Annotated in this window: 14 protein-coding genes; 9 read left to right on the forward strand and 5 right to left on the reverse strand. The window is 37.8% G+C overall.

All coding sequences use genetic code 11. The features are described 5' to 3' along the window. The first annotated feature begins 86 nt into the window (after positions 1-86). Entirely contained in the window at positions 87-248 is a 162-nt protein-coding gene (locus tag BMX10_RS18130) for a hypothetical protein (protein WP_170834877.1), read from the forward strand. A 345-nt stretch (positions 249-593) separates the two neighbouring features. On the opposite strand, the gene BMX10_RS17030 is transcribed toward BMX10_RS18130, so the two are convergent. The 4 genes from BMX10_RS17030 to BMX10_RS17045 form a co-directional block, all read right to left on the reverse strand. Beyond that, positions 594-3,461, reverse strand: a complete 2,868-nt coding sequence (locus BMX10_RS17030; protein WP_090446891.1) for a stalk domain-containing protein — start codon at positions 3,459-3,461, stop codon at positions 594-596. Between the two features lie 69 nt (positions 3,462-3,530). Then, positions 3,531-4,088, reverse strand: coding sequence for a hypothetical protein (locus BMX10_RS17035; protein WP_139176496.1), 558 nt, complete (start codon positions 4,086-4,088; stop codon positions 3,531-3,533). Between the two features lie 636 nt (positions 4,089-4,724). Continuing rightward, positions 4,725-5,615, reverse strand: a complete 891-nt coding sequence (locus tag BMX10_RS17040) for an AraC family transcriptional regulator (RefSeq protein ID WP_090446896.1) — start codon at positions 5,613-5,615, stop codon at positions 4,725-4,727. A gap of 412 nt (positions 5,616-6,027) precedes the next feature. Beyond that, a complete protein-coding gene (locus tag BMX10_RS17045) occupies positions 6,028-6,591 on the reverse strand; it encodes a hypothetical protein (protein WP_090446897.1) in 564 nt (187 codons plus the stop codon). Between the two features lie 182 nt (positions 6,592-6,773). Between BMX10_RS17045 and BMX10_RS17050 the strand changes: the two genes are divergently transcribed. The 8 genes from BMX10_RS17050 to BMX10_RS17085 all read left to right on the forward strand — a co-directional run bounded on the left by BMX10_RS17050 (position 6,774) and on the right by BMX10_RS17085 (position 14,812). Beyond that, entirely contained in the window at positions 6,774-7,070 is a 297-nt protein-coding gene (locus BMX10_RS17050) for a hypothetical protein (protein WP_090446899.1), read from the forward strand. A gap of 273 nt (positions 7,071-7,343) precedes the next feature. Continuing rightward, positions 7,344-8,519, forward strand: a complete 1,176-nt coding sequence (locus BMX10_RS17055) for a sensor histidine kinase (protein ID WP_170834878.1) — start codon at positions 7,344-7,346, stop codon at positions 8,517-8,519. Continuing rightward, the gene (locus tag BMX10_RS17060) at positions 8,512-9,162 is read left to right on the forward strand and encodes a response regulator transcription factor (RefSeq protein ID WP_090446903.1); all 651 of its coding nucleotides are present in this window, start codon (positions 8,512-8,514) and stop codon (positions 9,160-9,162) included. Before BMX10_RS17055 ends, BMX10_RS17060 begins: the two co-directional genes overlap by 8 nt. 122 nt (positions 9,163-9,284) lie before the next feature. After that, on the forward strand, positions 9,285-10,250 hold the full coding sequence (locus BMX10_RS17065) for a hypothetical protein (protein ID WP_090446906.1): 966 nt from the start codon (positions 9,285-9,287) through the stop codon (positions 10,248-10,250). After that, positions 10,241-11,176, forward strand: a complete 936-nt coding sequence (locus BMX10_RS17070) for an ABC transporter ATP-binding protein (RefSeq protein ID WP_090446908.1) — start codon at positions 10,241-10,243, stop codon at positions 11,174-11,176. The genes BMX10_RS17065 and BMX10_RS17070 overlap by 10 nt, the downstream gene beginning before the upstream one ends. A 10-nt stretch (positions 11,177-11,186) precedes the next feature. Then, the gene (locus BMX10_RS17075; RefSeq protein ID WP_090446910.1) at positions 11,187-12,596 is read left to right on the forward strand and encodes an ABC transporter permease; all 1,410 of its coding nucleotides are present in this window, start codon (positions 11,187-11,189) and stop codon (positions 12,594-12,596) included. Beyond that, entirely contained in the window at positions 12,553-13,725 is a 1,173-nt protein-coding gene (locus BMX10_RS17080; RefSeq protein WP_090446912.1) for an ABC transporter permease, read from the forward strand. The genes BMX10_RS17075 and BMX10_RS17080 overlap by 44 nt, the downstream gene beginning before the upstream one ends. A gap of 292 nt (positions 13,726-14,017) precedes the next feature. Then, a complete protein-coding gene (locus tag BMX10_RS17085) occupies positions 14,018-14,812 on the forward strand; it encodes a hypothetical protein (protein WP_090446913.1) in 795 nt (264 codons plus the stop codon). Between the two features lie 280 nt (positions 14,813-15,092). Here BMX10_RS17085 and BMX10_RS17090 read toward each other — a convergent pair whose 3' ends face one another. Then, complete coding sequence (locus BMX10_RS17090; RefSeq protein ID WP_090446916.1) at positions 15,093-15,431, reverse strand: B3/B4 domain-containing protein; 339 nt, start codon at positions 15,429-15,431, stop codon at positions 15,093-15,095. Positions 15,432-15,461 lie beyond the last annotated feature (30 nt).

The raw sequence follows: 15,461 nt of genomic DNA on the forward strand, positions 1-15,461 counted from the left end.
AATTAAATGCTGATTAAAAGCTGAAATAGGCAAAAGGAGATTGGTTATGAAGAGCTTAATGAGAAAATATTTTTTGTTGTATTGGGTTGTTATATATTCATTTTACAGACATTGGTGAGTCCACTAGAATAACAATACATGAATCAGAAATCTATTACAGTAATTTTGGAGCTGTTGATAAAATTGCAATTCCAGATGAGGCAAAAAATGCAGTAAACATGGAGGAGCTATTGGAGGGTAATATCTAGGATTTAAAAATGAGAATATAAAAGTAAGAATATAAAAATGAAAGCAAGCAATAGACAATCATCAAAGGAGCTAAAAGCAGGAAGAGGCATATAGAGTAAAATTAAGGGTTTTTGATGACAAACAAAACGTCCCCGTGGCTTGGGTCCCCCTGGCTTGGGAAATTAGATTGTCATAGTGGAACCGCCGTATACGTATACGTATCCGTACGTACGGTGGTGTGAGAGGTCGGTAGATAAAATAATTATCTACCTCCTACTCGATTATACATGTGTAATATATCTTTTTAGACTGAAGACAAAGTTATTTAATTCCATCTATTTTTTTACTCTATAAACCCATTGGATTTACTCTATTTTAGCTTTAATGATGGTAATTACCCTAGTAATATTATCATAATTTACTTCAGCACCTAATGTTTCGCTGATAAATCGCAGAGGCACAAAGGTGCGACCTGGAGGCATTATTGCCGGCTCACAGTCAATGGCAATTATTTCACCATCAACAAAAACTATCCTGGAACCAATGGTGAGGACGATTTCTCTATCCCCTTCCGTGATAGTTATCTGCTTTGTTTCAGGATTCCATTGAACTTCAGATCCCAGAGCTTCACTGATAAATCGTAGAGGTACCAGGGTTCTGTTAGATACTGCCTGGATATACGGTGCTGCATCAAGGAGGTAAGGTTTGCTATCTACAGTGGCCTCTATACGATCAATGGTTAGAATGATCTCCAGCGTAGGAGCTTCCTCATCATCTTTTGGGCTATCCTTAATGACCTGTGTAAAGCTGTAGCTGGTGGTCCTATTGTTACTGTCAGTCACTATTATGGTATATTTATAGCTGCCTTCCGCTGTAGGTATGCCCCTTAGGATGCCGTTTTCATCAAGCTTCAGGCCCTCCGGTAGGCTGCCTGCACTCACCTTATAGGAATAGGGCTGCCTTCCGCCGGTGGCTTTAAAGCTGTGGGAATAGGTACTGCCTACGGTGCCTTCCGGGGGATTTCTCTTGTCAATAGACAGAGGGGATGCCCCGCCTCCACCGCCTCCGCCTCCACTGGAGGGAGCCTGATTCACAGTAAGATTAAAAGCTTTGCTGGTACTATGATCTGTATCATCATAGACACTGGCGGTAACAGTACTTGTTCCCACCCCCGAAGGTGTCCCGCTGATGATGCCGCTGGAGCTGATGCTAAGACCGCTGGGTAATCCGGTAGCATTCCACCTATAGGGTGCTGTTCCTCCTGTGACTGTAAGGGCTTGGTGATAGGATTGACCTACCTGTCCAGAAGGCAAGCTTGGAGTAGTTATGGTCAAACTGCCGGCTACTGCCGCAACCTCAACATCAATATCCCAGATTCCGTTAAAGGTGATGTTGTCGGTGATGACCAGCGTAGCTTTACCTATTACAGAGGGAGTAAAGGTAACGGTGTTGCCGGATACGGTATAGGAGGCATTACTTAAAGTACCGGATGCCCCTAGTATATCCTGAAGGGTAATATCGTCGCCGTTAAGTCGCTGTCCCTCTACTGCAAATGCCACAGCCTTGCTTCCTCCTAATTCCAATTCCACAGTGATAGGGCTCACTCTAAAGGACTGAAGGTATTTGTAATTACCAAGATCGGTGAGCTGGGTGCCGCTATAATTTACGGCACTATAATGGGTAAGATTTATGGGGGGAGTGCCATAGGTGGAAATACTATGATTTGAGCTTCCACCGGTGGCGGTGACTGTGCCGTTGTATAAAATATAATCTCCGCTGCTGAATTGAAGACCATATAGGTCACCCCTGACGATTCCTGCGTATAATTGCAGAGTATTACCACTAAAATATAATTCCACTCCGGTGCTTCCCGGCATTATACCGGAAATCTCTCCACCTCGGATAATAATCTCTGTTTCACCAGCATAAATACCCCTATTTTCTCCTTCAATGACGCCGTTCTCTATCTCAATACTTGAATCATAAGCATTGATACCGTTATTCTTGCCTTCTATACTCCCATTCGTCATGGACAATCGTCCTCCCTGCGGAACACTTGCCCCGTCATCGCTGGTACCTGTTATCATTCCTCCGCTGATGGTTACTGCTCCCGCCACATAAATACCGGTTTCCCCCGTTATGGAGCCGCCGCTGATCTGGGCACTTGTATCCTCAAATATGGTGAGACCTTCTCTTATTGCAGATATTATCCCACCACTTATGTTAACACTGCTGTTGGTCCCATTGATACTAACCCCACTATCAAAATTTCCTGTAGCTGTTATCATTCCGTCAGTCATGATGAGGCTGCCGCCGGAGGTAACAGAGATTCCTGAATTACCAGTTATCATGCCATTATTAATTAGGGCACTGGAATTGTTACCATCAATGCTCAGTCCAATGCCATTGGCATTAATCTCACCATTATTGATGGTCAAAGAAGCTCCGTTATTTACAAACACTGCCGAGGCCCCCATCCCGGTGGAGCTTATGGTGCCGCCAGTGATAACGGCGTTGCCGTCAGAGGAGCCATTCAAACTGAGGGCAGTATTAACTCCTTCTATCTCAGCAGTTCCACCGACTGTCACTTCTCCATAAGAAAAAATCGCTGCCCCAAAATTTCCAGTAGACTTAATAACCCCTCCGGTAATGCTACAGTTGGACCCGCTAGCACCAGAAACAGCACTCTGATAAGGGTGATTTGATATTATTTCTCCGCCGCTGATATTTAAAGTACCTCCATCATTTACCGCAATGCCCATCACAGTACTTGCAATGCTGCCTCCATAGACGTCAAGTATTCCGTATGCGTGAATGGCGGGAGTACTACCATTATTCGTTATGACTGCACCATCAATAATCAACCGCCCGCCTACTGCAACATACAACATTTCACGATCTCCACTATTTTTTTCTATTGTTACATTATCTCCTATAGTCACTGTCTTGCCGTAAATAACTTCAATATGATGACCGTCGGCGATAATTCTAATTGGATTTGAAGCTGATGTTGATAAATCAAGGACTTCATCGGTGGAAAGCTGGATATTGCCCGTAAGGGTTATGATGCCACCTCCAGGATTATCTTTTGCCTGCTCAAATACGTTCAGAAATACCGTCTCATTCGCTGCTGAGAGAATTAATGGAGCAGCGTGAGCAGTCATAGGAAGACTGAAAACCATGGATACAGCCAGCAGCACTATGGCTAGCAGCTTTAAAAAACTTTTCATCATCAATATAACCTCCTTTAATTATAGGCAGAGAAAGAATATTCTCTGTCCTAAAAAAATTTACTGTCTTTACTATTCAAAGTGAAGACTGTGGATAAAATGCTGAAAGTCGGCAGCATAATTGTCAAAGCTTTCTTCTAAGCTTCCACAGGTGATAACGTATACATCACCTCCCACAAAGCAGAAAAGATATTGGTACTTCATGGAAAAGGCACTTATATCACAAGTATAAATAAATTGTTTGGCATTTCTACCGTCTACTATTACATCCTCAACATTTCCTGCATATTGTACATTCTTAAAACTGGTTTCAAAGATACCTTTTGCTTCCTGCACTACGGCTTCCAAAGTATCCCCCTTGTAAGGTTCTTTTTTCATTATAAAACTTGCATCGTCTTTTGAATAAAACACAGATAGGCCGGCTGCTTCAGTGGCTTCCCAGCCGGCAGGAGGGGATACAGCTATCTTGACGTCGCCGGTCGGGTCCGCCGTATCCTCACGTCTTCCAGAAATGTCGTCATTCTGAAGATCGGTCCCGTCTTTAATATCTACCTCGCTTCCTGTTACGCCTTCGACAATTTTTTCTGAGGCCTTCTCCGTTAGTTTTTCTTCAGCCTTGCGGCATCCCACAAGGGATAACGCCATTAAGAAAGCCAATAAAAACAGTAGTACTTTCCAGTATTTCATAACCTAACAACTCCCTTTTTTAATGATTGATGCCTGTACATGCCTCATAAACCTCAACAGCAATAAAAACTGGCATTTCCTTTGCACAGAGCTCTGCAGTATTACAGTCAGATTTTTTGGTGTGTCGTAGCTGGCAGGTGGAGTATAGACCTCTGAGGGCTGATAGGCAGTAGATTTGCCAGCAATATTTCCACAAGTATCAGAATAATCTTAGCATCTTGATAGATTAACATTTATCAAATAATTCTCATTTTTTTTATAAATTATTATCAATCTATCATCTTTACCAAAACCTTCGTGCAAGGAGTTGTATGGTGGAAGCTGCTACATTCTAGGTACACCAAAGGACAAAGTTGACTTCGTCAATTTGTTTTCGCTGGGGGGCCCCCTCTGCACACCCCGTGTCTAGGAAATGAAAACCATAATTTCCTAGACATTAAAAAAAGCCTTCAAGTAGTACTTGAAAGCTTCTGTTTCTTAATCTAAGCTTAAGGAAGTCAATTTTTTATATAGACGTCAAGGAAACCTAGGGTTTCTTATAAGCAGGCAGCCAATTTAGCTTGCTGAATTGTGGATCGCTTAGTTGTTCCACCCAGCGCAAGCATTGAAAATACTCTTTTTATAGCTTGAAGGAGACACCCCACATCTTTGCTTAAAAACTGCAGAAAAATGCGCCTGATTTATAAAACCGCAAAGACTTGCCACCTCAGACAGGGAGTGGTTATTTTTCGACAACATCTCTTTAGCCCTCTTTATCCTGATATCGATCAAGTATTGATATGGGCTGATTCCCGTATGGTATTTGAATACTCTCTGAAAATGACTGGGGCTGATATAAAGCATGCCGCAAATTTCATTCAGAGTAATACTGCAATTATGTAAATCATGCATGTATTCAATAGCCTTCTTTATCAGGGCAGATTCGTCACCTGGTTTTTGGAACAGTTGCGGTGTCTTTACCTGCATATCTCTAAACAACTGGCAAACTATTTGAATGCTAAGGCTGTGAATCATCATGGGGTGGCTGTGGCCATAGTTTAGCAGTTCACACTTGTACCTTTCAATGGCATCTTTGAAATACCAGCTGAACTGATTCATTATTCCATTATGTTTTAAGGTTTCTCTGTCGGTAAATTCTAAGGATATTATTTCAAAAAGTTCCTTTTTAACCAGTAGCGTTGTAAAATTTCCTGCTGGGGGGTTTTCAACCCTGGGAACCATAACTTCCATACCGGGTTCAATAAATAAAAAACTGCCCTTCCTGCAGAAATATTCTTTCTTTCCTATCTTTACGGCCGGTGTATTCCCGTGCAACAATACAGCCTGATATTCTTCAGGGATCACCTTTACATCAAACAGATAATTTTTAGGTTGAAAAATGCCGATGCTGTCACCAACAAACGACTGGGCTCTTGATACTTCATCTTTGGGAATATGATTTAAAAAGTATTCAAAGGAATGTTTCTTCAACCTTTTGCACCTCCAGTTTTTCCATAGGATAAGTTTGTACTTTTTAAAACTGCATTATAAAATAAAACTCCTTACCTATCTGACCAAAGATTTTTTTCGCATCTAGAGATGACTTAGCTATTCTTTGGCTGGTTTCAGGGCTCAATCCTAAAAAGAAGGACAATCGTAGATATAGGCGTTAAAAGAAAAAATTTATGTAGAAAAGATTTCTATAGATTTAACTGATTTTAGTCTATCATTATTTATCATAATTTTCCACATGTGTTTTTAATTGTAAAATTTTTTTGGATATCAAGTCAGAAACTACTAAAGCAAGTAATAGACAATCATCAAGGGTGCTAAAAGCGGGAAGAGGTATATAGAGTAAAATTAAGGGTTTTTGATGACAAACAAAACGTCCCCGTGGCTTTTGCTACATTCTATTATTAAAATACAGTACCATCATGATAATCACTATGCCAACTATCATAGAAAAAACTCCCATGCTGGGGAACAGCTTTGTATTGATTTCTTTTATCTTAGCTCTTAAGTCTTCCTTTATTTCTTGATGGAAGGGAAGTTGTTTTATATCCTTTAGATTGATTTCTACTGTATTTAAGGACTGTTTATAGGTTATGGTTTTATTTCCGTTATCCTTTAGGACAAAAGCATCCTGTACCCTTCTATAGACAATGTTTCTTTCTTCTAGAATACGGATTAGAGTAGATATCAGCATTTCGTTGTTAACATTATAAAAAAAGTATTTATCTCTAGACATCATCACCCCAAAAGCAAGAGATAATATAATTACAATGATTAGCATAATATAATCAGAAGTAAGAAAAGAACTTAGCCCTATTGTTTTAATAAAACTACCCCATATAAGGAGAAAAAAGAATGTAGACCATAGTCTACTCACCATGAATTTTTTCCTTGATAATAGAAGCAGCCCTCCTATAACAAATATAACCCCTATCAACATACTGCTTAAAAACATTTTTCTGTTCCTCCTTAATCCTTTTAATTCTTAGATATAACCATAAATTACCTAATAATTATTTCTATGCCTGCTAGGATTTTTCCTTCTCTATTATAACACGTTTCCAATAATTTCAAATTCATGATATTATACAAAGGAAAGATATAAATTGTTTTATAGAAGGTAGAGGAGGCCCTACAATGCTAGAACCACCATTTGGTATTTTTTCTGTTTTATTCTCTTTTTTTCTATTTAATTTACTAATAAACAAAACAAATCTTCTTGATTTCTTACTTTCTAAAGACAAATCAATAAAAAGAACTCAAGCGATCATTATATTGATATTCCTTTTATTAATTCCTGTATTTATAACGATGGTAGATATAAAAGTAAGCAAAGAAATACAATGGCTTATTTATTTTCCTTTTACTGTGTTTACTTTCACGAAGCTATTTAATATTATATTCCCTAATAAAAAAAGCACCAAAGAAAGATAGAACTATTGAAGAACCAATGAGACCTTTTGATTGTCATATGAATGAAAAGGGGACAGGCTTGAATGATTTACTGTTCCAGATAAATACCAAGAAAGACTGTTAGAAAAATTGAAAACAAAACTATAAGAACCTATATATTGATCTTTAAAATCCGCCTCGAAGGCGGCTTTTTTGTCGCCATTTACTGGATAAAGTTGTATAATAAATGAAGATGGTTATTTTTTCTACAAAAAAGAGTTTTGCATAATGAATGATGAGAAAAGAGGAGATAGCATGGAAAAAAATAAATCCTTTATACTATACTACGGACTAAAAACAATTCTTTTAAGCAGCTTAGTTTTTATAGGGATTTCCTTTGAAAATGCAAGGGGTAGCAGGCTTTATTTTTTAGTAGCCTATTTTTGCATTTATATAGCACTGGGATATTTTAGAGAAAAAATTACAAAGAACAGAGATACTTTGTTTACCATATCCTTTATTTTAGATATTGCATTGGTCTATGGCATGGAAAGCAACTCAAAATATCTTATCAATTACCTATACCATCCTTTTTATGTCATTATCATGGCTGAAGCTGCCTTCATGTTAAAAAAACATGGGTTAAAGATAGGAATTTTAGCAGCTTTAGTATCTTCTATCAAATTTATTCAATGGATTTATTACTACAGAGATTTTACCAATATCTCCGCCACACTGTTCCACTTTTTAATCATGACCTTTCTGTTAAGTATTATCAGCTTCGCTAATTACTATCAGAGAGAAAAGAAAAAGCAGGAGCTGCTTTATAGTGAACTATTAGATACCCATAAAAAGCTAAAGGAATCCTCAAAAAAGGTAGAGGAGCTTAGCAGGATACAGGAGCGGAACCGCATAGCTAGAGAGATTCATGATACCTTGGGACATCAAATGACAGCCCTTATTATGCAGCTGGAAATCTGCAGTGAAAAAGCAGGAGGAAAAGTTGAAGAAATGCTAGATATCCTACAGGATGCGAAGGCTACAGCTAGAGAAGGCTTAACTCAAATAAGAGCAGTGGTGGAAGCTTTACAGCCAGCAAAGAAGGAAAACAACACCCTGCAATCCATAAAAGAAATGATGGCAATCTATGAAAAGCGAACCGGTATAGCCATAACCTTGGATATTGGCATAAGGAATGATTTGCCCCCTGAAGCTGTTACCATCTTACATAGGATCATACAGGAGGCCTTAACCAACACCATAAAACATGGGAAAGCTACTAAGGTTGTGATAGCCCTGATGGAAAAAGAGGGTGAAATAGCCTTTTCTATCAAAGACAATGGTATAGGAGCCTCTAATATCCAGCAAGGCTTTGGTTTAAAAGGAATGCAGGAAGCGGTAGCTGTGGGGCAAGGAGAGATTTGTTTTCAATCAAAAGATGGCTTTAGTATAACTGGTACATTACCGTTAGGAGTGAGAGCATATGATTAAAATGATCATAGCAGATGACCAAAGTATTATCACAGCTGGCTTGAGGATGATTTTTGAAAAGGAAGAGGATATAGAGATATGTGCAACTGCCTCAAACGGCCAAGAAGCAGTGGAGCTCACCCAATGGTATAAACCAGCAGTGGTTCTGATGGATATAAAGATGCCCATATTAGATGGGATTGAGGCAACGAAACAAATAAAAAGTCAAATTCCTGATACAAAGGTCTTACTACTGACCACCTTTCAAGATGATGAATTGATTCATAATGCTTTATCCCATGGAGCCTGTGGCTATTTGCTGAAGGATGCAGAGCCTAAAAAAATACTTGAAGCTGTCAGGATTGTAGCCAGTGGAGGAGCTTTATTGGATCCACAGGTGACCTATAGTGTTATACAGCAATTTAACCAGCTGAAGAAGGTGGGGCAGGAGAGCAAAGATATAGACAAAATAAAGCTTTTAACAGATCGAGAGCTGGAAATTGTCAAGGAGCTTGGTCAAGGGAAAAACAACAAGGAAATAGGAGAGTATTTACATTTAGGGGAAGGCACCGTCAAAAATCATATTACAAAAATACTAGAAAAGCTAGAGCTTCGAGATCGTACGCAGCTGGCTATTTTCTCTATTAAAAACGATTTGATATAAAAAAGTGCAAAAAGTCATGGATAAAATAGAAGTATGATGCTGAAAGTCTCATGCTTCTTTTAAAGAAAACCATTAAAATACAAGTAGAAGAACAAAGAAAAGATACTAGGAGGAATGGGAAAATGAAAAAAAGAATAGCCCTAGGGATTGCAGTTATTTTACTTGTGTTTTCATTATCAGGCTGCAAAGGAAATCCATTGGAGGATTATAGAGAGGCTGTAGTTAAAACAAAAGGGATTACAAAAGGTCAGCACTTGATGGAGCTTTCAATAAACTTAGACTTTTTATCACAGGAAACAACAGAGGAGCTTAAGGATATCAATGTTTTATTTAGAAGCAATGGCAGCTACAACCATGAAAAACAGCAAGTCATTGCTAGAAACTATGCCAGCTATGATGGCATTGGATTAGATTTTGATTATTATAAGGATGGAGATCAGCAGTATCTGAAGCTGCCTATGGTGAGGGAGTATATTTCTTTAACAGGCTTCTTTGAGGATGCCGATATAGCCAAGAATGAGGAGTTACCATCCTTTGAGATTCCCTTAAATGAGGAGATGCTTACTGAGATACAAGAAAGCTGGTTTCAGCTGCTGTCAGATGAAAATGTATTCAAGGGAGAGAGGACGGCTGTTTCTACCCAAGAAGGAGAGATTAAAGCCACGAGATATTATTTTCAGCTATCTGATGAACAAATCAAAGCACTTGTTGGAGATATAATAGAGATCTTTGAGGAAAATAGTCTACATTTTTTTCAAAGCATGGAAAAAGATTTTTCGGAATATCTTCTTCAAAGTCTTACAGTAGAGAAATTTTTATATGAGGTCTATGTTGACATAGATGGCTATATTGTTGAAGAAAATATGCATCTCCAGTTTAAGCTTCAAGGGGAAGAGGCAGAGATGGAAATTCCATTAGAAAGCTTTAAATTTAAGATGCAGGAAAAGAATTGGAACATAGAAAAGGATATAGGTATAAGTATTCCTGAGATCACAGTAGATAATACTACTACGTTGGAAAGTCTGAAAAATAATGCACCTTTCTTGTTTCAGCAATTTATCGAGGGGGATCAAACAACATGGAATTAATCAAACTAATAGATGTCTGCAAAAGCTATAAAGAGGTTAAAGCAGTCAAGGGTGTAACGCTTGAGGTAAACCAAGGTGAAATCATTGGCCTTTTGGGACCAAACGGAGCAGGTAAATCTACTACTATTTCCATGATGTCTACCCTAATGACTCCCACTAGAGGAGAGATTTATTATAGAAATCAAAATATTTTTAAAAACCCTAAAGCATTTCAAAAAAAATTAGGCGTTGTTCCACAGGATATAGCCCTATATCTCACATTATCAGGCTATAAAAACCTAAAATTTTGGGGACAGGTTTATGGATTAAAAGGGAATCTGTTAAAGCAAAGGATTGAAGAAGTTTCTGATATTATCGGTATAGGTGACAGATTAAAGGATAGAGTAGATCAGTATTCTGGAGGAATGAAAAGAAGAATAAATATTGGTGCAGCACTACTTCATCATCCAGAGATATTGATTATGGATGAACCTACTGTAGGGATAGATCCTCAATCTAGAAATCATATCCTAGAAACTGTGAAGAATCTCAACAGAAAAGGGATGACAGTGATTTATACCAGTCACTATATGGAGGAGGTAGAATACCTCTGTGATAGAATCTATATCATGGATGAAGGCAAAATAATAGCCTCTGGAACAAAGGAAGAGCTAATCCATATTATCGGAGGAAATAGAACCATCAGTATAAAGCTAGAGAATTATAGTGAGGCATTGATCCATGATTTAAAAAGCATAGAGGATATTGTTGCAGTAGAAAAAGCAGGAGATGCACTAGCATTAAAAACCAAAAATGGAGAAGAAATAATAAAAGAGATTATTCACGTAGTGGCTAAGAACAGTAGCAGTATATTATCTATTGACGTAAAAAAACCAAATTTAGAATCTGTATTTCTCCATCTTACAGGTAAAGGCTTGAGGGACTAGGGGTGATAAAATGAAGTTAAAACAACTGAATGTCATTCTGAAGGAAGTGAAGAATCTGGTTCTAAAGGATTTATTTGTGATGCTAAGCGATAAAAAAGCATTTATTTTAATACTTCTTATGCCAATGGTTCTTATGATGATTCTAGGGTTTTCACTGGGTCCCGCATTCTCTGGCAATGGACTCACCCAACCTATAGTAGTTGCAATTGTCAAGGAGTATGATAGAGAGCATGATATGAACAGGTTTGAAAATCTACTGGGAAACTATGTACAGGATCATGAAGACGTAAACATCCATGAAGTCATAGAGGAAATAGAGTCCATGGATATCGAAAAAATATTTTTTAAAGATTTTCTGGAAAACGATGATTTGCAACAAATAATGTCTTATCAAATACTAGATAGAACACAGGCCGAAGAAAAACTAAGTACAGGAAATATTGGTGGGATTGTTTTATTACCTGAAAATTTTATTTATGATATGTATATTAATTTTATAACCCCTTTTAAAAATGAAATCCAGATTGAAATCATACAGCATCCCAATAATACTATAAGAGGAAGCATCGTAGAATCAATAATGAAGGGTTTTTTTGACAGAATTTCTTCTATAATTATCAGCAAAAATGTATTCATAGAAACAGCCGTAGAAGAATCTGCAGGCTTAGAAATCTATAATGAACTGGAGATATTTCTAAGAAAAATAAGCGAAGATTTTGAAACTGAGAAGGTAAACATAGAAGACATGCAAATAGAGAACAGTGGTAGAATCAACAGCTTTGACTACTATGCAGCAGCCATGTTAACGATGTTTTCTCTATACCTCGCCACCATAAAAAGCAGAAGTCTTATGGAGGAAAACAATCAAAAAACATTACAAAGAGTGAAGGTTTCAGGTGTTTCTATGAAAAGCATTTTACTTTCCAACTATATAACAGTTTTTGTATTGTCTATGCTTCAAATTATTATCATGATAACCTATGCTGCCATCGCATTAAAGGTAGACTGGGGAGCCTATAGCACTGTGGGCATCCTGATTATAGCCCATGCCGTAGCTATCGCTGCATTGTCAGCATTTATTGGAGCCATGATTCTGAAGCTGCAAAAGCTAAAAATAGCAGATTTCTTTGAATCAGCAGCAATCCCAGTGATGGCATTTATGGGAGGAAGCTTTATTCACTATAGTATCCTGCCAGCCTTTATACAAAAGATGAGTCATTTTACCGTTAATGGATTGGCTATACGGGGATATATCTACATCATGCTGGGCTATGGAGTAAAAGATATATTTAACTATATTCTAGGCTTAATCCTGATGTCCGGGCTATTATTGGCAGTAAGTATCATACTTTTACAAAAGAGGGGTGTGGAAACAAATGTTGACCATTATGAAATTAAAAATACTGAAATTAAAGGATGATTATAAAATCCTCCTACTAATGTCAACACTATCCCTTCTATTAATCTATTTTATGGGAGTAAAAGGCACTGGAGGAGCAATGCCAATAGCTATTATTGATGATAGCGACAATATGTATTCCAGACAATTCATAGAGATGCTGGGTAAATCCAGTCTAGTAGAAATTGAAATAACAAGCATTGAAAAAGGAATAAGAGAGGTGCAGGAGGATAAATATCAAATGGCACTGATTATTCCTAAGGAATTTGGTTATGAATCTTTCAAGGATACAGCCTATACCTTGGAATTTTTCACCCAAAGAGAAGATATAGATTTGATGCTTTTACAAAATCATATTGGTGAAACTGCAAACAGAATCCTTCAGAATAGAAATACTTCTGAAATCATAGTAGAACATTTAGAGCAGTATAGCAGCAGAAGCAAAGAAGTATTGCAGGAAGAGGTTTACACCAAAACTGTCACTCATTGGAGTTATAGAAAACCCATTCATATACTACAAAGCTTCATAAATGTTGGAGAAAGAGGGGGATATGATAATCTAAAGCAAGTAACCATAGGATTCACCTTGTTTTTTTCTATGTTTTCTATTGTCTTCCTAGTAGGAGACATTCTCCAGGAAAAAGAAGATAAAACATGGAATAGACTGCTTACTGCCCCTATATCAAAAACTACTCTATTAGGAGGAAATCTATTCACTGCTTTTTTTATAGGAACAGCACAGGTGATTATGCTGGTAGTGCTAAGCGGCTATCTTTTTAATATTGATTGGGGAGGGAACCTCCTAGGGGTCTTCATTATCATAGGAGCCTTTGTATTCTGCATGACAGCTTTAGCTATGGTTTTAGCAAGCATAGCTAAAACCAAAGAACAACTACAGATAGCTAGCCCTATTGTACTAGTAAGTACCAGCATGCTAGGAGGAGCCTTTTGGCCAATAGAAATCATTGAATCTAAGCTACTGTTGACACTGGCACAATTCACCCCACAAAAATGGGCCATCGAACCAATAAGTCAAATGGTGATGTATGGCTATGATATCCAAGTGATTATAAAACCAACAATCGTCTTACTGGCAATGGGGTTGGCATGGTTTACATTGGGATTGAAAATGCTAAAATTTGAGAATTAGAAAAACCTCCAGACTATGACGAAGGAGGTTTATCTTTTCTCCTGCCTCCAGATCCTTAATGATTTTCCACTCTGCTTAAGCATATGAGAAAAAACATAAAAAAATATTATCAGTCTATGATTGATTTATAAAAGCCTTTACAGCTTTTTAAAACACATAGTGCATAATTCACCTAATGACGGGATATATATTTAATAGCATTTTGATCGTAGCATTCTTATATTTTAGGGTATCATAAAGGAAAGAAATGATTTCATGATTTTATAAAGAGTTATGGGGGGAGGAGGAAAAAATGTTTTCTACAAGAAGCTTAGCAATCTTAAATGCGGTTGCCTTTATTGGCACCATCACCATGAATGTCTTGGCAAATCTGCTACCTATCAATGATTTGACTACAGGAGAGGTTTCGGCACTGTATCCCAATCTTTTTACACCTGCAGGGCTCACCTTTGCTATATGGGGATTGATCTATACTCTCTTGGGGATTTTCACCTTCTATCAGCTGGTAAAGGCCTTTAGGAGAAGACTCTATAAGGATAACTTTATCCAGGATATCGGTCTTTGGAATTTTATTTTGGGGCTGGGGAACATGATATGGATATTGGCATGGCACTATCTTTATGTGGGTGTATCCGTCATCATTATGCTGGTGATGCTGACGTCCCTCATTATCATCTACAGAAGACTTGAAATCGGCAAAGATACTAGAAATCTTAAGGAAATCCTGTTGGTGCACATCAGTTTCAGTGTTTATTTAGGCTGGATTAGTGTTGCCACTATTGCCAATATCACTGCCTTTTTAGTAGCCATTGATTGGCAGGGATTTGGGATTTCTCCAGTGACTTGGACCATTGTTGTCATGACGATAGCCATTCTATTGGGTCTTTTGTATATTTTGAAAAATCAGGATATCTTCTATGCTGCAGTCATTATTTGGGCCCTATTTGGCATTTATCTTCAGAGAACTGCCGAAGGAATCCTTCCTATCCTGGCCATCATTATTACCTCCATTATTGGTATGATCCTATTAGGTATTGTGGGATTGGCGGCTATTTTGAAGAGAAGAGCCTATATTTTTCAAAGATAGGGTACAGCAAATAGGGAAAGGTAGATTCTAGTCCAACCTAGGGCCATAATAAAGCAGCTATTTTATATCATGTCATCAAACCTTTATTCCAATAACTCTCTGTTATTGAAGTAGTTCATAAAAAATTCACCTCCTAGGAGATGCATTTTCTGCTTATAAAAAACCTCCAGACTGTTTTACAGGTGGAGGTTTGGGCATCTTTAAAATTCTATGGATGGATTCTTTGCATCCACGATATACTTTTCACAGGAACCCTGAAATCTATCTGTAGCCAAGCTTTCTATATCTGCCATAGCCTTATATAAAGGAGAGTCTTCACCTGTATCAAATCCAACAAGCTGAAAAAAATATCTTTACTATCAACTGTTGTTTTACCCAGCTCACTTTGTCTCCAAATCCATTTCCTAGTCTGTACAACATTTCCGCTTGTGAAGGTCAATTCTCCTGCATCTACCTTTTCATAATCCATTGCACCAAAAGGAAGAAAAATATCCCCTTCTCTACTAAAACGAACCTCTAAATCCTCATGTATATCCTTTAAGTCATGAGCTCCCAGTGAGATGCATTGCTCTATGGATACAGCATTGCATAAATCAACCAATGCATTGATTAATGGCACCTGTCCCCCTTGAGGATTCTTCTATGGTTG

Source organism: Natronincola peptidivorans (assembly GCF_900111615.1).
Classification (GTDB): domain Bacteria; phylum Bacillota; class Clostridia; order Peptostreptococcales; family Natronincolaceae; genus Natronincola_A; species Natronincola_A peptidivorans.

Coding starts and splice junctions, on each gene's coding strand:
- BMX10_RS17070 (WP_090446908.1), top strand. CDS start 10,241: ATGGAATTAATCAAACTAATAGATGTCTGCAAAAGCTATAAAGAGGTT.
- BMX10_RS17045 (WP_090446897.1), bottom strand. CDS start 6,591: ATGTTTTTAAGCAGTATGTTGATAGGGGTTATATTTGTTATAGGAGGG.
- BMX10_RS17055 (WP_170834878.1), top strand. CDS start 7,344: ATGGAAAAAAATAAATCCTTTATACTATACTACGGACTAAAAACAATT.
- BMX10_RS17060 (WP_090446903.1), top strand. CDS start 8,512: ATGATTAAAATGATCATAGCAGATGACCAAAGTATTATCACAGCTGGC.
- BMX10_RS17065 (WP_090446906.1), top strand. CDS start 9,285: ATGAAAAAAAGAATAGCCCTAGGGATTGCAGTTATTTTACTTGTGTTT.
- BMX10_RS17075 (WP_090446910.1), top strand. CDS start 11,187: ATGAAGTTAAAACAACTGAATGTCATTCTGAAGGAAGTGAAGAATCTG.
- BMX10_RS17030 (WP_090446891.1), bottom strand. CDS start 3,461: ATGATGAAAAGTTTTTTAAAGCTGCTAGCCATAGTGCTGCTGGCTGTA.
- BMX10_RS17080 (WP_090446912.1), top strand. CDS start 12,553: ATGTTGACCATTATGAAATTAAAAATACTGAAATTAAAGGATGATTAT.
- BMX10_RS17085 (WP_090446913.1), top strand. CDS start 14,018: ATGTTTTCTACAAGAAGCTTAGCAATCTTAAATGCGGTTGCCTTTATT.
- BMX10_RS17050 (WP_090446899.1), top strand. CDS start 6,774: ATGCTAGAACCACCATTTGGTATTTTTTCTGTTTTATTCTCTTTTTTT.